General features: G+C 60.1%; 18 protein-coding genes and 1 tRNA gene. 16 read left to right on the forward strand and 3 right to left on the reverse strand.

What is annotated here, in order from left to right; translation table 11 throughout:
• Nucleotides 1-35 precede the first annotated feature (35 nt).
• Together EDD75_RS10380 and EDD75_RS10385 are read left to right on the forward strand one after the other, a co-directional pair.
• A complete protein-coding gene (locus EDD75_RS10380) occupies nt 36-1457 on the forward strand; it encodes a divergent polysaccharide deacetylase family protein (RefSeq protein ID WP_123931781.1) in 1422 nt (473 codons plus the stop codon).
• A gap of 38 nt (nt 1458-1495) precedes the next feature.
• Nucleotides 1496-1996, forward strand: coding sequence for a YhcN/YlaJ family sporulation lipoprotein (locus EDD75_RS10385; RefSeq protein ID WP_123931783.1), 501 nt, complete (start codon nt 1496-1498; stop codon nt 1994-1996).
• A 45-nt stretch (nt 1997-2041) separates the two neighbouring features.
• Here the strand turns inward: EDD75_RS10385 and pdaB are convergent, their stop codons facing one another.
• Nucleotides 2042-2791 (reverse strand): polysaccharide deacetylase family sporulation protein PdaB, encoded by a 750-nt coding sequence (pdaB, locus tag EDD75_RS10390; RefSeq protein WP_123931785.1) that lies wholly within the window; start codon nt 2789-2791, stop codon nt 2042-2044.
• A 174-nt stretch (nt 2792-2965) separates the two neighbouring features.
• Here pdaB and EDD75_RS10395 point away from each other — a divergent pair, with 174 nt between their 5' ends.
• Together EDD75_RS10395 and EDD75_RS10400 are read left to right on the forward strand one after the other, a co-directional pair.
• Complete coding sequence (locus EDD75_RS10395) at nt 2966-3994, forward strand: D-alanyl-D-alanine carboxypeptidase family protein (protein WP_123931787.1); 1029 nt, start codon at nt 2966-2968, stop codon at nt 3992-3994.
• 87 nt (nt 3995-4081) lie between these two features.
• Entirely contained in the window at nt 4082-4510 is a 429-nt protein-coding gene (locus EDD75_RS10400) for an EamA family transporter (RefSeq protein WP_123931789.1), read from the forward strand.
• Here the strand turns inward: EDD75_RS10400 and EDD75_RS10405 are convergent.
• Entirely contained in the window at nt 4507-5430 is a 924-nt protein-coding gene (locus tag EDD75_RS10405; protein WP_211328173.1) for a VanW family protein, read from the reverse strand. The genes EDD75_RS10400 and EDD75_RS10405 overlap by 4 nt on opposite strands.
• Before the next feature lie 194 nt (nt 5431-5624).
• On the opposite strand from EDD75_RS10405, the gene EDD75_RS10410 reads away from it, so the two are divergent.
• The 8 genes from EDD75_RS10410 (at nt 5625) to EDD75_RS10445 (ending at nt 10167) form a co-directional block, all read left to right on the forward strand.
• The gene (locus tag EDD75_RS10410) at nt 5625-6098 is read left to right on the forward strand and encodes a pyruvoyl-dependent arginine decarboxylase (protein WP_245963149.1); all 474 of its coding nucleotides are present in this window, start codon (nt 5625-5627) and stop codon (nt 6096-6098) included.
• Nucleotides 6099-6383: 285 nt separating this feature from the next.
• Nucleotides 6384-6584, forward strand: coding sequence for a hypothetical protein (locus EDD75_RS10415; protein WP_123931795.1), 201 nt, complete (start codon nt 6384-6386; stop codon nt 6582-6584).
• Nucleotides 6585-6665: 81 nt separating this feature from the next.
• Nucleotides 6666-6740 (forward strand) — tRNA-Val (locus EDD75_RS10420).
• A gap of 385 nt (nt 6741-7125) precedes the next feature.
• Nucleotides 7126-7995: an SPL family radical SAM protein gene (locus EDD75_RS10425; protein WP_123931797.1), complete on the forward strand. Its 870-nt coding sequence runs from the start codon at nt 7126-7128 to the stop codon at nt 7993-7995.
• A gap of 80 nt (nt 7996-8075) precedes the next feature.
• The gene (locus EDD75_RS10430) at nt 8076-8771 is read left to right on the forward strand and encodes a Crp/Fnr family transcriptional regulator (protein WP_170157804.1); all 696 of its coding nucleotides are present in this window, start codon (nt 8076-8078) and stop codon (nt 8769-8771) included.
• A gap of 70 nt (nt 8772-8841) precedes the next feature.
• Nucleotides 8842-9483 carry a nitrite/sulfite reductase domain-containing protein gene (locus EDD75_RS10435; protein ID WP_123931801.1) on the forward strand — a complete coding sequence of 214 codons (642 nt, stop codon included), beginning with the start codon at nt 8842-8844 and terminating at the stop codon, nt 9481-9483.
• A 158-nt stretch (nt 9484-9641) separates the two neighbouring features.
• Nucleotides 9642-9821, forward strand: a complete 180-nt coding sequence (locus tag EDD75_RS10440) for an aspartyl-phosphate phosphatase Spo0E family protein (protein ID WP_211328174.1) — start codon at nt 9642-9644, stop codon at nt 9819-9821.
• A gap of 136 nt (nt 9822-9957) precedes the next feature.
• Nucleotides 9958-10167, forward strand: a complete 210-nt coding sequence (locus tag EDD75_RS10445; protein WP_123931803.1) for an alpha/beta-type small acid-soluble spore protein — start codon at nt 9958-9960, stop codon at nt 10165-10167.
• A gap of 55 nt (nt 10168-10222) precedes the next feature.
• Here the strand turns inward: EDD75_RS10445 and fusA are convergent, their stop codons facing one another.
• Nucleotides 10223-12235 carry an elongation factor G gene (gene fusA / locus EDD75_RS10450; protein ID WP_123931805.1) on the reverse strand — a complete coding sequence of 671 codons (2013 nt, stop codon included), beginning with the start codon at nt 12233-12235 and terminating at the stop codon, nt 10223-10225.
• Between the two features lie 255 nt (nt 12236-12490).
• Here fusA and spoVB point away from each other — a divergent pair, with 255 nt between their 5' ends.
• The 4 genes from spoVB to EDD75_RS10470 all read left to right on the forward strand — a co-directional run bounded on the left by spoVB (nt 12491) and on the right by EDD75_RS10470 (nt 17101).
• On the forward strand, nt 12491-14056 hold the full coding sequence (gene spoVB / locus EDD75_RS10455; RefSeq protein WP_123931807.1) for a stage V sporulation protein B: 1566 nt from the start codon (nt 12491-12493) through the stop codon (nt 14054-14056).
• A 497-nt stretch (nt 14057-14553) separates the two neighbouring features.
• Nucleotides 14554-14781, forward strand: a complete 228-nt coding sequence (locus EDD75_RS10460; RefSeq protein ID WP_123931809.1) for an alpha/beta-type small acid-soluble spore protein — start codon at nt 14554-14556, stop codon at nt 14779-14781.
• Nucleotides 14782-14981: 200 nt separating this feature from the next.
• Entirely contained in the window at nt 14982-16487 is a 1506-nt protein-coding gene (trpE, locus tag EDD75_RS10465; protein WP_123931811.1) for an anthranilate synthase component I, read from the forward strand.
• A 44-nt stretch (nt 16488-16531) separates the two neighbouring features.
• Nucleotides 16532-17101: an anthranilate synthase component II gene (locus tag EDD75_RS10470; protein WP_123931813.1), complete on the forward strand. Its 570-nt coding sequence runs from the start codon at nt 16532-16534 to the stop codon at nt 17099-17101.
• The last annotated feature ends 68 nt before the right edge of the window (nt 17102-17169 follow it).

The following is a 17169-nucleotide window of genomic DNA, read 5'->3' on the forward strand; positions in this document are numbered from 1 at the left end:
TCTCCCACAATAAAGAGCAGAGGGGAGTGGGTCCTGTGTTTCTGCGGGGTAAGGTAAACCTTCTTGCAGCTCTTCTTCTGCTCGCGCTACCAATTTTTGCTTTGCCGGCCGGGGCTGCTGCTGCGGCGTTGAGCGGGCGGGTTGTGGTTATCGACCCGGGTCACGGCGGGAACGACCCCGGGGGCGTTAATCCCGAACTGGGCCTCCACGAAAAATACGTTAACCTTGCCGTCGCCAGGCGGCTGCAGCGCATGCTTATGGATGCCGGCGCGATGGCGCTCCTGACTCATAACGACACGGAAACGGCGGAGCTCAGCGCCGGCGGTTTGAAGCTGCCCTATTTTAGCCTCCGCCGCCGGGCGGCACTGGCCAATGCCGCCGCAGCGGACGCCTTCATCAGCATCCACACGAACTGCTTTCCCAACCCCCGCCGCAGGGGGGCGGAGGTCTTTTACCATCCCGGCTCGGCAAAAGGCGCGTTGCTGGCGGCGGCCATCCGGGAGCAGCTGGCCGGTATCGCGGGAGGGGAGGGCTGCACTTGCCGCGCCGCTTCCTACTACGTTCTCAACCAGACCGCAATGCCGGCGGTGTTGGTGGAACTCGGTTACCTTACTTGCGCCAGTGAAGCGGCCCGCCTGCTCGATACTGCTTACCAGGAGCGTCTCGCGCGGGCCATTTTTTTGGGTATATCCCGCTACTTCCAGGCGGAGGCGGCGCCCGCGCTCGCCAACGGGGGCCTTCGGCCACGGCACAAGGCGCAACTGGCGATAGTGATCGACGATTTTGCCGGCGCGACGAAGAACGGGACGCGGGCCTTTTTTGCGCTGGGCAAGCCGCTGACCTTTGCGGTGATGCCCAATTTCCCCGATTCCGCGTCTATAGCCCAGCGGGCTGTCCGGCAGGGCTATCAGGTGCTGGTCCACCTGCCGATGGAGCCATTTAGGGGGAAGGCGAGCCACCTCGGTCCGGGAACCATCTACGTTCACTTGAGCGACGCGGAGATTGAGCAGCGAGTGCACCGGGCGATTGCCAGTGTTCCGGGGGCGGTAGGGATTAACAACCATATGGGTTCCCGGGCCACGTCCGACGCGCGGGTGATGCGGGCAGTACTGCGCGCGGTGAAGGCGCACGGGATGTTTTTCCTGGATAGCAGGACTACTGACCGGTCGGTGGCTTGTGACGTGGCGGCGGAGCTGGGCGTCCCTTGTGGGAAACGGGATTACTTTCTCGACAACGTAAACAATATCGGCTACATTAAGGAGCAGCTCCGGGAGGCGGCGCGGCTTGCGCAAAAGCGTGGCAGTGCCGTGGCTATCGGGCACGTGGGGACGACCGGGGCGAACACGGCCAGGGCGATCCGCGAGATGATTCCGGAGTTAGAGGCTCAAGGAATAGAGTTCGTCTATCTTTCGAACATCATCTTCCAGCAGCAGCGAAGTATGACGGGCGAGCGTTAAGGAATACTAAGCAATAGTGCAGAGAAAGGAGGGAAAGCGTGCACCTGAGAAGGTTCTACCTTGCCATCGTTACGTTGCTGGTCTTAACCGCCCTTTTCTGCGGCGGGTGTTCCCCGGCCCGCAAACCGACGCCGTCCCCGGCAACTCCTACGCGGCCGGTAACGCCTGCACCGGCGCGGAAACCCCTGCCTACCGACCCGCGGGAGATGAGCCGGCTGGCCAGCCGCTTGGCCAGCGAAGCGGCGCGGGTGCCCGGGGTGAACAAGGCTACGGTTGTGCTTGCCGGCAGCACCGCCTACGTGGGGCTCGACCTGAAGGCGGGGCTTGAGAAAGGGGCTGTAGACCGGGTCAAACGCGACGTGGCGGCGCGGCTGAAGCGGGCCGAGCCGCGGCTCACCCGGGTAATGGTGACCACCGACCCGGATACTTACACCCGGATTCGCCGTGTGCAGGAGGGGATTGCGAAAGGGAAGCCGCTCTCCGCCTTCACAAGCGAGCTCCGGGAGATAAACCGGCGGATGACGCCGGAAACGCGTTGAAGGAAAGCAAATCACGCGTGAAAGGGCGACTGCGGGGGTCGCCCTTTACTCTGCCACGCCGGGTCCGTACTTGAAGAGCTCGGAGACCGTCACCATCTTGTACTTCCGCTCGCGTAAGCCGGCGATGATTGCCGGCAGAGCTTTATCCGTCTGCTGGCAGGTGTCGCTAGCGTGCAGGAGGATGATGCTGCCCGGGCGGGCCAGTTGCAAGACGCGGTTGACGATGGTTTCCTCGCCCGGATTCTTCCAGTCGAGGGAGTCCGCATCCCACTGGATCACCGTATAACCGAGCTCCGCGGCCGCTTTGAGCACTTTGGCATCATAGTCCCCATTAGGTGTCCGGATAAGGCGCGGCTCTTTGCCGGTGACGGCGCGGATGCTTTCGTGAGCTTGAAGGATCTCGTTTTTTATCTCTTCCTTGGGCAGCTGGCTCAGGTTAATGTGCCGGTGGCCGTGGCTTGCGATTTCGTGACCGTCCGCGACAATCCGTTTGGCGATCTCCGGGTATTTAGTTACCCACGGGCCGGAAAGGAAGAAGGTGCATTTGACCCCTTCTTTTTTGAGGATGTCGAGGACGGGACCCGGCGTCTTGTTCCCCCAGCTGATGTCGAAGGTGAGGGCGACGACTTTTTCGTTGGTTTTTACCCGGTAAACGATCGGGCTGCCTGTGGCGCTCGTAGGGGTGTAAGGCTGGTGCAAAAGAGCGTAGGCGAAGAAGATACCGATCGCCAGAAGATAAAGGAGCAAAAGGAGGCTCTGGCGCAGGGTGCGCAGATTCACGTAGAAAACACGCATTTTGCATCCCTCCGAAATCAAACTCCCTCCGTTTATCTACGTATTGTCCGGAGGCGGAAAATATGCTTTAGGTGCTATGGGAAGGTGGTAGAAAAATTGCGCCTTGCACCGGTTGTTATTCTTGCGTTTTTATTTTCTGGGGCGTGGCCACTTTGGGCCTGGGGACAGCCACAGGTGACTGCGGATGCGGCCGCTCTGATGGATGCCGACACCGGCGTTTTTTATTACGTGAAAAATGGCCAGCAACGGCGGGCGCCGGCCAGCCTTACGAAAGTAATGACTGCCATCCTGGCGCTTGAGCTCGCCGACCCGGAGGAGGAAATAACGGTAAGCCGCCGGGCGGCATCGGTGTGGGCGGGCTCGATTATCGACCTGCGGGCGAACGAGCGCATCAAGCTCGGGGAATTGGTAAAAGCGGCGCTCATCTGCTCGGCCAATGACGCCACGGTGGCCATTGCGGAAGGGGTGGCCGGCGACCACGATACCTTTGTCCGGTGGATGAATGCCAAGGCGCTGCTTCTCGGGATGGTGCGGACTCGCTTCGCCAATACCAACGGCTACTCGCACCCTAGCCACTTTAGCACCGCGGCGGATCTTGCTTATCTCGCGCGCTACGCGATGCGTAACCCCGAATTCGCCCGGCTGGTGCAGACACGCGCGGCGACCATTCACTGGGTTGCGCCGCAGCGGACGATGCAGATAGAAAATACGAACCAGCTCCTCCACGAAAACTTTCCCGGTATCACCGGCGTCAAAACCGGTACCACAAGTGCGGCCGGGCAGTGCCTCATCGCCGCCGTTTCGCAACGAGGGCGGCACCTCATCAGCGTGGTGCTGCACAGTGACGGCCGGTACTGGGATACGCGGCGGCTCCTGTCATGGGGGATGGAGGTGTTGCGGGAACGGACGGCTTGCGTGGCAGGCGAGTACTACACCCGGCTGCGGGTGCGCGAAGGGCGGCTGCCGGATGTGCCCCTGGTAACCGACCGGGCCCTGGTAGTGGTGCTGCCTGCGGGTGAAGAAGGTCTTCTCCAGAAAGAGGTGACCTTGCGCGCCGCGCCGGTAGCGCCGGTGCGCTTTGGGACCCCCCTGGGGGAAGTAGTTTTTACCTGGCGGGGGCAGGAATTAGGACGCGTGGGGCTGGTAGCCGGGCGGGAGGTGGAACGACTTCCGTGGCACGCGCGGTTCTGGCGGTGGCAATAGAGGGTGCGGCGCCCTGGTTCTCAAGGGTCTTCGTGCGGCATATAAACTATTAGCTTCCTCACATCCTCTTATCCGAGGGACGGCGCGTTGGTATTTTTACTCGCCCTGTTAGGGACCTTTTGCTGGGGCCTCGCCCCCCTCTTCGGCAAGCTGGGCCTTGCCCAGACCAACCCCTTGACGGCCCTGGCGCTCCGGACCTTTTACACCGGCGTCGTCCTTGCCGGGTGGTTTGGCTTTACCGGGGGCATAGCCGAGTTCCGGCTCCTCCCCCCGAAAATCTATCTTTTTATCGCCTTCGAAGCGCTCCTGGCTACCATTTTGGGGGATCTCGCCTATTTTTCCGCCCTTAAAATCGGTAACCTTAACGACGTGACGATGATCATGTCCACCTCCCCGATGGTTACGCTCGTCCTGAGCCATTTCTTTCTCGGTGAGCAGATTTACGCCTATCAGGTTGTCGGTATCCTGCTCATCGTGGCGGGGCTGGTGCTGGTCGGTTTGCAGCCGAAGTTTTAGCGGCTGTTTTTACGCGGGCCGAACTCGACGATACGGGGGCTGGGCTCGTACCAGTCTGTCCCGAGCTCTTTCTTGATCGCTTTGCCGGTAGGCGTTTTGATTGTGAGCCACGAACGGACTACAATTCCTTCCTGGCCTTTCATGACCACCCTTTTCCCCCCGGGCGGGAGCTGCGGGTTAAAATGCTCTTCGGTCCAGGTGGGCACCCGCTTCAGGACGGCGTGGTGCCACCTGACTTCTGGTGGTTTTTCCGTCCCGTAGAGCGCCATGTAGAGCGTGTTGTCTTTGAATTTAGCCAGGATCACGACCGGTCCGGCGGTGGTGTTTTGAAACTTAAAGTCTCTGACGCCGTAGTAAACGGTCGCGTCCTGGCCAGGGGGTACGTAAGGAACCGTCATCGAATGGGGGTGGCGCTCTACCACCCGGAGGTTGCTGAGCAAAACGACGTTGTAAAGAAGAGACGATACCTTGCAGACACCGCCGCCGATGGTGGTGGTGTACCGGTTTCCTATATAGGTGGGGCCGGCGCGGTAGCCGCGGTCTTCGGTATAGGGTCCGATGGTCTGGTTCTGGGAGAAGATCGCGCCGGGTAAGACGACGGTTCCGGAAAGCTTTTCGGCCGCGAGGGCGATGTTGTAGGGCTCCGCACCGATAGGTTCGCGCAGGACCGCCTTGAAAGCCGCCATCAATACGGGCGCGCCGCGCTCGGCCAAAAAGGCCTGAACGCTGGGGCTTTCATCCCAGGGGAGCGGCCCCCGGTAAGAGGTGGCCTGCGCTTCCCAGTCCCAGTCTTCGGCGGCGGTGTTAGTCGGTTCAGGACGCGGTTTGGCGCCGGGCCTTACGGCTATATCAACCGGCCACGAGAGAAGGGCTACGGCGGTGCAGGCCAAAAGGATCACGAGTAGACTTGCCTTTTTCAAGAATGGGCCCCCTTCAAGCGCGGGTCCGCGCTCGCGGCGCGCATCGTTTCGGGTCAGTAACATTTCCGTAAAAATAGCTTTCCCCGAAAAAGGCCTGCGTTTTACTCCTGGCGACGCCGTAGTCCTTTCACCCCGCTGCGTTCTTTCCCATACTAATAAATCAGGTTTGCATCCCCAAAAAAGGACAAGCGGAGGTGTCATTCTTGCTTCCCATTCCTGTTAAATTCAAGCTCGTTTCCGGGACGGCGGAAGGGGAAACGAGGCTTACGGCCTTCGATAAGGCCATTCTGCGGGCCGGCGTCGGTAACTGCAACCTCATCAAGGTGAGCAGTATTTTGCCGCCCCGCTGTCGCCCGGACAGGGGTATCGTATTGCCACCGGGGGCGCTTGTACCCGTAGCCTACGGCTTCATCACGAGCGACGTTCCCGGCGAGGTCATTGCGGCGGCGGTAGCCGTCGGCCTGGCGGAAGACCCTGCTTCTTACGGCATCATCATGGAGCACAGCGGACGGGTTTCGCGGGCCGTGGTGGAGGCAGAGATCGTGCGGATGGTTGAGGAGGCCTTCGCTTGCCGCTCGCTGCCGTTGAAAGAGGTGCTGGTCGAAAGCACCGAACACCAGGTTGTGAAGCTGGGTTGTGCCTTCGCGGGCGTGGTTCTATGGTACTGAAGCCGGGTTGGCCGGCGAACTGCGGGTTAGCTTCATTTCGAATAAGGGGGCGCGGAAGGTGGCATAGTTTGAGCGCCGCTCCGACCGCGGGTTAGCTTCGTTTAGGTAGGGGGTGACCGTTACGGTTCGCCCTTCATCTTTGGGGGGAAGTAGGGCGTCACCCGCGGCCGGGGAATTCTGCGCGCCGCGGTTTTGAACGTATGTCTCTAAATTTGGCTATACCAGGAGGATTTTGGTGAAGGCCATCGAATATTTCCGATAAAATTTCGAAAAGGGGATGAGCGGATGGCCACGTGTGAGTTTTACGAGAAGTGCCCCATTTACAACCGCTTCAAAACGGAGATGCTCAAAAACATCTATATCCGCCAGTATTGTTCCGGCGACTTTACCAAGTGCCAGCGTTACCAGATCCGGCAGAAGACCGGCAAACCCGCCCCGGAAGACCTCCTGCCCGACGGCAAGACCCTGAGCAAATTTCACGGATAGAACCGGTTTTCGCCAGGCGTGCTTTCGCCGTATGCTTGACAAAGAGCTGGCTTTGTGGGATAATGGTTGCGTAGCAGTTCCGGGCGGATAGTTCAGTGGGAGAACGTCTGCTTGACGCGCAGAAGGTCGTAGGTTCAATTCCTACTCCGCCCACCATAGAGCGGCAAGGCTTCCGGATGCCCGGAAGCCTTCAAATTTCCCTGTTTGACAACAATCTGACAACAATGAGAAATCGAGCGCAGCTCCCTGGCTCCCGGACTTAACCTCGGTGTGGCTGAAGTGTAGGTCGCCAAGGTAAACGCTTCGCGGGGCATGCCCGAGGCGGGCGGCCACGACTTTAATGTGTACGCCGCGCTCTAACAGCAGCGTGGCGTACGCCTATTTTTGCATCGGGATTTTCGACGGTCTGGGCACCGGCTCAACAACTTACAAGGAGGATCTCTATGGTGGTGCCCGCCCCCTCTAAGGTGTTCGTGGGCAGGGGGCCTACAATGGCCAGCTTGCAGGGTAATAAAACTTAAGCGAATGGAGCTGCATTCAGGTGTGCGAAGCGGTTGTAAAACCGATCCACTGCAAAACGGCCCTTAGCCGGACCGGCATCGGCGGCTACCGCTACTGCCTGAACCCCTATTTCGGCTGTGCGCACGGGTGCCTTTACTGCTACGCCGACACAATCCTCCGTTTTGCGAGCCGCGCCGGAAAGTGGGGCGGGTTCGTTGCCCCGAAGGTGAACTTTCCCCAAGTCCTCACCCGTGAATTACAGCGGAAGCAAGCACTTTCGGGGCGGATCATCTTAGGCACGGTTACAGACGCCTACCAGCCCGCGGAGGCGGAATTCGGTCTTACGAGAGAGTCTTTGAAGGTTCTTGCAGCGGCAGATCCGGAGGCGGAGGTCGAGCTGCTCACCAAGTCCGACCTTGTGGTACGGGACGCGGATCTGCTTGGGAAGCTCCAGAACTGCTCCGTGGGCTTTACGGTGACTGTTTCCGACGACGGCGTGGCTGCCGTGCTGGAACCCGGAGCGGCGCCTCCGGCGGCGCGGCTGCGGGCGGCCGGAAGACTTGCCGCTGCGGGTATAGAGGTGTGGGCGTTTGTAGCGCCCGTCCTTCCCGGGATAACTGACGCTCCCGGAGTGTTGGAGCGGCTGGTAAGTGCCCTGAGCGAAGCCGGGGTCCGGGAGGTTTACCTCGATGCCCTGAACCCTTACCCGGCTTCGGTTGAGCGCCTAACGGCTGCTTACCGGAGGAACTTTCCCCGGGCCGTAAAGTCTTTGGAGCGGTATCTCGCCGACCCTTCCGGGTACTTGGGCGCGCTTTCTGGGAGGCTGACAGCTCTTGCGCGCCGGCACGGGTGTTTCATCAAGCCCCCGCGCCCTTGGGACCGGAGAAGATTCACCGCCGGGAGGCGGTAGGAGGCAGGGCGGAGAGGGTGAGGTGCCTGTTGCTACCGATGAGGGACGGGGCAGTTTGGGGTCAGGCAGGTGGTAGGGGCGTGAAGTTACCGGTTGGATGCGCGGCGTGCCCGGTGCGTTGTCTCACGATTGCGGCCGACCTCGCTCCGGAGGTGCTGGCGGAGTTCAGCCGCCATATTGTGCAGCGCCGCCTCGCACCGGGCCAGCAGGTGTTGGTGGAAGGAGAGCCTTGCACGGAGCTTTTCATTGTCCACGCGGGCCGGCTCAAGCTTTACTACCAGAACGAAGAGGGGAAGGAGCAGATTATTGACCTCGCGGGGCCTGGCGACCTGGTGGGCGAAGCTGCTATCCGGGAAGGCGGCCGTTGCGATGTTAGCGCTGCGGCGGTCGAGGAGGCGGTCGTTTGTGCCTTGCCGGGCGCTTACTTCCGGTGGTTGGTGCAGGCTCGGCCGGAGGTGGCTTGGCGGGTTCTGGCGCTCTTAGGGGCCAAACTGGCCCACTCGCGGCTGGTAGCGCGTGACCTGGCGCTCAAGCGGGCGCGCGAGCGTCTGGCAGGAGTGCTGCTGCGCCTGGCGGCAAAAGAAGGGGAGCCGGTGCGGGACGGGGTGCGCCTAAAAATGCCCTTGAAGGTGGAGACGCTGGCGTACCTTGCAGGGCTGACGCCGGAGACTACTGCTCGGATCATGAGCCGGTGGCGTAAAGAGGGAATAATCCACCGCGAGAAGCGGCGGCTGGTGTTTGATCCCCAAAAATTAGCGCCGTCCGCCGAAAATTGATGCAGATCATTTTTTATCGCTGCTGCCCGTGCTAACTTTTCTATTGAAAAAAGATTAGGAGGTTGAAGTGATGCCGAAGGCAGCAGTGCAGCAAAAAGACGGTAGCTACGCGATCGTTCCCCAGTTAACGGCGGGGCTGGTTACCCCGGAGGTATTGCGGCGCATCGCGGCCGTGGCGGAGCGCTACCAGATCCCGGTGCTCAAGCTCACCGGCGCCGCCCGGATTGCTCTGGTAGGGATCAAAGAGGCGGATGTTGACCGGGTCTGGGAGGATCTCGGGCTACCTCCCGCACCGGCCGTGGGGAACTGCGTCCGGAGCGTTAAGGTCTGCCCCGGGACGGCGGCTTGTACTTACGCCCTGCAGGATTCCCTGGGGTTAGGGATGAAGCTCGAAGAACGCTACTTGGGAGCGGCGGTTCCGGGCAAGTTCAAGATCGGCGTTTCCGGTTGCCCGCGTAACTGTGCCGAGGCCTGGGTTAAAGACTTCGGGGTCTTCGGTAAGAAAACAGGCTTCACTGTGGTATTGGGCGGCAGCGCCGGGACTACACCCCGGCTGGCAAAAGTTTTCGCCGAGGGGTTGAGTGGCGAGGAAGTGATCGCGCTTTGCGGCCGGGTACTCGCGGTTTACGGCACGCACGGAAAGGAGCGCGAATCGTTCGGGGCGTTGGTGGAGCGTTTGGGGATAGAAGAGATGCGACGGCTTGCGGGGTGAACATTAATTTATGGCGGCATTTATTTTTGGGGGTTGGCGGTGGATCCGGCGAACCCCCGAAAGATCAGTTTAGCGTTTACCACCATTTGGTGGTAAATTTTTTCTATAGGAAATAGTTTCGGGGGGAAGCTTAAGAGTAAAAACCGGGAGGTTGCTTCGTGGACGAAATCGGGGACCTTATCAAAACGATTGAGGAACTGCGGGAAAGACTGGAGAAGCTTTTTGAATCAAGGGGTGCGGTTGACCAGGAGGTTATGGCGGCAAGCCAGATACTCGATGCCGTGGTGAACGAATACTACCGCATCTTGAAGCACAAGGCGGAAGAAAAAGGGGGTTGAGCTGTTTTTTTCGGGGCGGCCTGCCTTCGGCATTCCCGGGTAGGCAAATGTTAAATTTAAACGTATAAAATTCTTCGTGGCGGGACAAAATAATAACGGGCCATTCTCGGCGAAAAACTTATACGGGAGGGATTAAATGGCGCGCCGGAAGCGGCGGACCGTTGTTCCGGAGGCCGAGCCTGCTCTCGATAGGTTCAAGTACGAGGTGGCCGGGGAACTGGGACTTGCCGACAAGATTGAGCGCGTTGGCTGGGGGGACATGACCAGCCGGGAGTGCGGTCTGGTCGGCGGCAATATGGTGCGGCGGATGATCCGCTACGCCGAGGAGAAGATGTCCCAGGGCTGAAAGTAACGGCGGGGGCTGCCGGGAAGCGGCAGCCCCTTCCCCTTGTACTTTTTTTCTATTTCTCGGCCGCTTTTTCTTCTTGCGCCTTCTTGATAATCTTTTCCGCGAGCTGGGCTGGCACTTCTTCGTAAGAGGAGAACTTCATCTTGAAGGTGCCCCGGCCCTGGGTCATCGACTTGAGATCGATGGCGTAGCGGGTCATCTCCGCGAGCGGGACGTAGGCCTTGATCAGCGTGCGTCGTCCGCTCGGCTCCATACCGAGGATGCGGCCCCGCTTGGTATTGAGGTCGCTGATGATGTCGCCGACAAAGTTTTCCGGTACCAAGACCTCAACTTCCATGATCGGCTCAAGCAGGACCGGCTTGGCCTGCTGCATTCCCTTTTTGAAGGCCATCGAGGCGGCGATCTTAAAGGCGAGTTCCGATGAGTCTACCGGGTGGAAGGAGCCGTCGTAGAGGTTGACCGCCACGTTGGTCACTGGGTAACCTGCCAAAATGCCTTCGGTCATCGCTTCGCGAACGCCCTTTTCTACCGCCGGGAAGTACTGGCTCGGGACCGCGCCGCCGAAAACGCTCTCGGTGAACTGAAATTCAGCGTCCGGCAGCGGTTTGAGCTCGAGCCAGACGTGGCCGTACTGCCCGCGGCCCCCCGTCTGCTTCTTATATTTCCCTTCGACTTTGGTTTCGCCCCTGATCGTCTCCCGGTACGGGATGCGCAGCGGCTTCTGGGTAACTTCCACCCCGAACTTGCGCTTGAAGCGTTCGAGGATCATGTCGAGTTGCGTTTCGCCCATGCCGGTGATGATGGTTTGCTTTGTTTCGGTGTTTTTGGTTACCCGAACGGTCGGTTCCTCTTCGACCAGACGGGCGAGCGCCGTAGCCAACTTATCTTCATCACCCTGCGTTTTCGGCTCGACGGCAATGGAAAGGGTGGGCTCCGGGAAGTCGATGGGGTCGAGCTTTACTGGTTTATCCTTTTCACAGAGGGTGTCGCCAGTGGTTGTTTCGGCAAGTTTCACTAGTACGCCGATATCGCCGGCCGGGATGCTTTCGGTGGGCTGCTGGTTTTTGCCGCGGAGGTAGAAGGCCTGCCCGATTTTTTCGGGTTTCTCCTTCGTGCTGTTGTAAACCGTGGTGTCGCTCTTGAGGACACCGCTAAAGACGCGGACGAAATTCATTCTGCCCACGTAAGGGTCGGCGAGCGTCTTGAAGACCAGGGCGGCAAGCGGCCCTTCTTTGACCTCCGGCGCGGGGAAGAAGCGCGCCAGGAAAGCAAGAAGGGTCTTGACCCCGCAGTTTTTCGTGGCCGAGCCGCAGAGGACGGGCACGAACTTGGCTGCCCGGAGGCCTCGGGCCAAGCCCGTCTGAATCTCTTCGGGGGTAAGCTCTGCCCCTTCGAGGTACTTCATAAGGTACTCGTCGTCCGCTTCCGCCGCCGCTTCGATCATCTGGTCCCGGTACGTTTCCACCTCGCCGGCAAGGTCGGCGGGGACGGGCGCCTCTTTCTCCCCTTTACCGTCGTCTAAATATGCCTTCTGGTTGAGAATATCGACCACGCCCCGGAAGTTTTCGGCCACGCCGACCGGTATGGTGAACGGCACAAAGTTGGCGCCGAACTTTTCCTTCAACCCCGCGAGGACCTGGTTGAAATTGGCGTTTTCTCTATCGAGCTTGTTGATAAAAACGACCCGCGGCAGCTCGCCGGCCTGGTCCCAGATGATCTCGGTCTGGACTTCCACGCCGGCCACGCCGCAAACGACGAAAAGCGCTCCTTCCACCACCCGGAGGGCCGCTTTTACCTCCCCGATAAAGTCGGAGTAACCCGGGGTGTCCAGGAAATTAAGTTTCTTGCCTTCGTACTCACAAGGAACGATGCTGGTGTGGACGGTGATGCCGCGCTTGATCTCTTCGGGGTGGTAGTCGGCCGTGGTTGTGCCGTCTTCCACCCTCCCGAGGCGCGTGATGGCGCCGGTATTAAAAAGCAGCGCTTCGACGAGTGAGGTCTTACCGGTCCCGCCGTGCCCAACTACCGCGATATTCCTGATGTCTTGTGCCGCGTAATTTTTCAACCTTTCTGTTCCCTCCCGTAATATTTTTCCCGTTTTCAAGCGCGTTTGCGCTAAAACATCCGGAATTTTACCGGCGTTTTGCTCCCGGTTCAAGCTATGCTATTTCTACGGCCGGCGGCGAATTCCTGTTTTTTACCTTGATTTTTCTTGCTGAATTCGCCCGCTCCCTGTTTCCCGTCTGCGCCTTTGGGACTGGCCATATACATAGTTAACAGACAAAAGAGATAGCGAGAAGGCGATGGAGGGGGAAAACCGGTGCGCCAGTCGCTCCTAACGGGTACCCTGGTCTTAACCGGTGCCAGTCTGGTAAACCGGGTTCTGGGCTTTGTTTACCAGGTCTTTCTCATCAGGCTTATCCGGACGGAGGGCATCGGCCTCTTTACGATGATTTACCCGCTCTACGTCCTCGCCTTGGTGATCGCTTCGCTCGGCATCCCGGTGGCTATCGCCAAGTTGGTCGCCGATGCGGTAACCAGGCATGATTTTGGTGCGGTGGGGCGGTTGCTGCGCCTTTCCCTCGCTTGTACGGTGATGGCGAGTCTTCTGGTCACCGTGACGGGAATAGCGACGGCGAAGGTGCTGACCGGGAAGATTGTTTCTAATCCGGCAACTTACCTCCCTTTTGTGTCTTTACTGCCGGGCGTCTTTATCGTTTCCGTCTGCTCGGTTTTCCGGGGCTTTTTTCAAGGGCTTCAGTACATGACGCCTACCGCCACCAGCCAGATGTTAGAGCAGTTAGTGCGGGTGGTTGCAGGGCTGACGCTGGCCTCCATTTTGTTGCCTTATGGCGTGGTGGCAGCCGCCTGCGGCGCATCGCTCGGGGTGGTTTGCGGTGAGGGTGCCGGCTTCCTGCTGATGCTCGGCTACTTCTTCTGGAGCCGCGGCCTGGTAGCTGCGGGGCGAAGGGGCCCCTTCTTCGATCTTGCCCTCGGCCGCGAGCTTTTCGCTCTGGCCCTTCCCGTAACGTTGATGCGCCTTGTCTCCACAGGCTTCCTGGCTCTGGAGGCGGTGCTCATCCCGCACCGGCTGCTCGCGACGGGGCTCACGACCCGGGAGGCGACGAGCATCTACGGCCAGTTTGCCGGCATCGCCGAAACCCTGCTTTACACTCCTGGAATCATCACCGTTTCCCTGGCCACCGCGCTGGTGCCGGCCATCGCCGAGGCGCTGGCCGCGCGGCGCGGCGATCTCCTTAGTTCGCGCGTGAATAACGCGCTGCGCCTGACGGTGCTTACCGGGTTGCCAAGCGCGGCGGTGCTTTTTTTGCTCCCGGGCGAGCTCTGCCATTTTATTTTCGGCTATCGTGAAGCAGGGGCTATTCTGCAGGTGCTTGCCTTCGGGGCGCCCTTTCTCTACTTACAGCAGACGACCACCGGGATTCTCCAGGGATTGGGCCGGCCGCTCGTGCCCTTCCGGAACCTCGTGGTGGCCTCGATTTTCAAGCTCACCGGTATCTATTTCCTGACCGGTCTTCCGGAGTACGGCATTCGGGGTGCTGCGGCGGCGGTCGTCGTCGGCTTCGCCGTGATGAGCATCCTCAATCTCGTTGACCTTTGGCAGTTGACCGGCTGCACACCTGCCGTCGGGGAAGTGATTCTGAAGCCTCTGGTGGCGACGCTTCCGGCGGCTGTAGTCCTTAAGTGGGGCAGCACTTTCTTTGCTAGTCGAGGAGCCGGGCCGCTTTTGAGTCTTGCGGCGGAGCTCCTGTTGGTCGGAACCGTTTACGTCGCCGGTTTAATCCTCACCGGGGCTTTGCGGCGGGATGATTGCGCGCGTTTATTTGCCATTTTTGGGAAAATTTTCACCGCGATAAAAAGATGAAAAGGGCCGAAAATAAAAATGCGGCCGCGATAAGTTGATATAAATGAGGCAGGTGGGGGATAGGAGGGAGCGGCCTTAAGGGGCCGGGAAAAGCCGGGAGGTATAAGGGAAGCCGAAAGGAGTTCTTCATGCCGCTAAGATAGCGGCACCACGAAAGACAAAAATAGATGGCGTCGCCTGTTTCAGCTCCAAGCGAACACTTGAGGCGCGCGGCAACCAAACTCGGGCAACGCCGAGCGGCGAAGGCGGGTCTGCGGCCACGGACGGCCGCAGAGGGCAACCACGGCACGGACGCCGTGTTTGCCCGGTGCCCGCCGGAGCGCGAGAAGGAGCGCTAAGTTTGGTCCGCGCGGTGAACGTGTGAGCGGGAGCGGAACAGGCGGAAGCAGCCGCTGGTATTGGCAATAGTTGATCATTTTCGAAGGTGACCGGACATAAAGTAAGGTGGCGGCAACAAAGCGGGTTTTAAAAGGTGGCGCGATGCGGAGGTGAGGGAGATGGCGCAGTTTTTCCCGCAGAAGAAGCTTTTGCCGGAAGCGGTTCTGGACCGCTTTAAATACGAGGTGGCTGCGGAACTCGGCTTGACATCCCAGATCGAGGATGGCTACTGGGGGAATATCGCCGCGAAGGACTGCGGCCGGGTGGGCGGCAAGATCGGCGGCCGGATGGTCCGCGTGATGATCAGGCACGCCGAGGAGGCCCTCCGGCGGGGGGAGCGTCTCTAAAAGCCGCTGGAAAATTTTCAAGTTGGGGGTTGACAGGGACGGACCGTGGCGGGTAAACTTACTCGTAAGTGAATAGGGATTAGCCGAGCGGAGATGAGTTTGAGAAGAGCGCAGATGAGGCTGGGAAGGCGGCTTTGCGAGTTCTGCCAGCACTCATTCTGGGTGCTGGCTTATTTTTTGCGGCGAGGGGAGTGGGCAGCGTGATTTATCCGTCCCGGGAGGAATACCTGCGCCTGAGCAGGGAGTACGACGTGGTACCGGTTTTCCGGGAAGTGGCTGCGGATTTGGAGACCCCGATCGCGGTCTTCAAAAAGATCGCTTCGTCTCCCGCCTACCTTCTCGAGAGCGTTGCCGGCGGCGAGTTTTTAGGGCGTTACAGTTTTATCGGCTACGAGCCCTTTCTTGTCTTCCGTGCCCGGGGGGAAAGCGGTACGGTAACGGGCGAAGGGGAGGAACGGCGCTTCACCGGTTCCCCGATAGGCGTACTCGGCGAGCTGCTTGCTAAGCTTCGCGGCCCGCGCCTACCTTACCTGCCGCGCTTTTACGGCGGCGGGGTAGGCTACTTCGGCTACGATCTCGTCCGCCACTTCGAGCGCCTGCCGGTGCGGACCGTCGACGACCTGGGGCTTGACGACTGCCACCTCATCTTTACCCGGGTGGTGCTTGCCTTCGACCATGTCAAACACAGGTTGGTAGTGGTGGTAAATACCCGTCCCGGCGGTGATCCCGAGAGGGCTTACCGGGAGGCCCAGGAGAAGATCGGGGCGGTGCTGGCCGACCTTTCCCGGCCGGTAGCGCTGGAGGGGGCGGTTGGCTTGCCGGAAGCGCCGGCCCGCGTGGTCGCCAACATGGGAAAGGAGGAATTCCTAGCGGCGGTGCGCCGCGCCAAGGAGTACATCCGGGCGGGCGACATCCTCCAGGTGGTTTTATCCCAGCGCTTCGCGCAGGAGTTTGCCGGTGATCCCTTTGAGGTTTACCGGCGGCTGCGGATGATCAACCCCTCCCCCTATCTTTTCTACCTTGACCTCGGCGATCCGGTGGTGGTCGGCTCCTCGCCGGAGATGCTGATCCGGGTGGAGGAAGGGGTTATCCAAACGCGCCCGATTGCCGGCACGCGCCCGCGGGGGCAAGATGCCGCGGCCGACGAGGCTCTGGCCCGCGAGCTGCTGAGTGACCCGAAGGAGCGGGCGGAGCACATCATGTTAGTGGATCTGGGCCGGAATGATCTGGGCCGGGTCTGCCTGCCGGGCACGGTCCGCGTTCCCGAATTTATGACCATCGAGAAATACTCCCACGTGATCCATATCGTTTCCGGGGTTGAGGGGCGCCTGGCGCCGGAATACACGGCGCTGGATGCGCTGGCTGCCTCCTTCCCCGCGGGGACGGTTTCGGGGGCGCCGAAGGTGCGGGCGATGGAAATCATCGAGGAACTGGAGCCGGTCCGGCGCGGGATATACGCCGGGGCGGTGGGTTACCTGAGCTTTACCGGAAATTTAGATACCTGTATCGCTATCCGCACGCTGGTTATTCACCAAGGAAAGGCTTACGTGCAGGCCGGGGCGGGAATTGTTGCCGATTCCGAGCCGGAGCGGGAGTATGTCGAAACGATCAACAAAGCGCAGGCGCTCCTTACCACGCTCGGAGCTCCGGAGCGGTCTGCGGTGGCCCACGGGGAGAAAAGGGTTTTCGCCGGTGCTGAAAGGTAGTTAACCAACCAACTAATCTTACCCGGATTTGAGGGGTGCTGGCCTTGGTTTTAATGATCGACAATTACGATTCCTTTACCTACAATCTTGTGCAGTACCTATCGGAAATCGGGGCGGAAGTGCAGGTTTACCGGAACGACGCGATTACCCTCGAGGCGATTGCGCGGCTCAATCCTTCCCACATCGTCCTCTCACCGGGACCCTGCACACCGAACGAGGCGGGTATTTGTCTGGACCTGATCGCGCGCTTTGCCGGGGAAATCCCGATTCTCGGCGTTTGCCTCGGGCACCAGGCGATTGCCCAGGCCTTCGGGGGCCGCGTGGTGCGGGCAGCGCGGCTGATGCACGGGAAGACGTCGCCAATTCACCACGACGGGCGGACCATTTTCCGGGGAATACCTTCTCCCTTCACGGCGACCCGGTACCACTCCCTCATCGTTGCCCCTGAGGACCTGCCGCCGGTGCTCGCGGTGAGCGCCTGGACGGCGGAAGGAGAGATCATGGGTCTCCGGCACCGGGAACTGCCGGTGGAAGGGGTGCAGTTTCACCCGGAGTCGATCCTTACGGAACACGGGAAAGAACTGCTGCAGAATTTTTTGCGCCTCGCAAAGTAACGGGAGAGCCACACGCGGTAAGCCGCACTAGTGAAAAGTGAAAGAAGCATTTCAGAGGGGAAAGGGGT

Source organism: Thermodesulfitimonas autotrophica (assembly GCF_003815015.1).
In the GTDB taxonomy this organism is placed as follows: Bacteria; Bacillota; Desulfotomaculia; order Desulfotomaculales; family Ammonificaceae; genus Thermodesulfitimonas; species Thermodesulfitimonas autotrophica.

What these genes read in the sequence shown, in the direction of transcription:
- pdaB (WP_123931785.1), bottom strand. Translation starts at nt 2,791, where the DNA reads ATGCGTGTTTTCTACGTGAATCTGCGCACCCTGCGCCAGAGCCTCCTT.
- EDD75_RS10415 (WP_123931795.1), top strand. Translation starts at nt 6,384, where the DNA reads ATGGCCACGTGTGAGTTTTACGAGAAGTGCCCCATTTACAACCGCTTC.
- EDD75_RS10435 (WP_123931801.1), top strand. Translation starts at nt 8,842, where the DNA reads ATGCCGAAGGCAGCAGTGCAGCAAAAAGACGGTAGCTACGCGATCGTT.
- EDD75_RS10445 (WP_123931803.1), top strand. Translation starts at nt 9,958, where the DNA reads ATGGCGCGCCGGAAGCGGCGGACCGTTGTTCCGGAGGCCGAGCCTGCT.
- EDD75_RS10460 (WP_123931809.1), top strand. Translation starts at nt 14,554, where the DNA reads ATGGCGCAGTTTTTCCCGCAGAAGAAGCTTTTGCCGGAAGCGGTTCTG.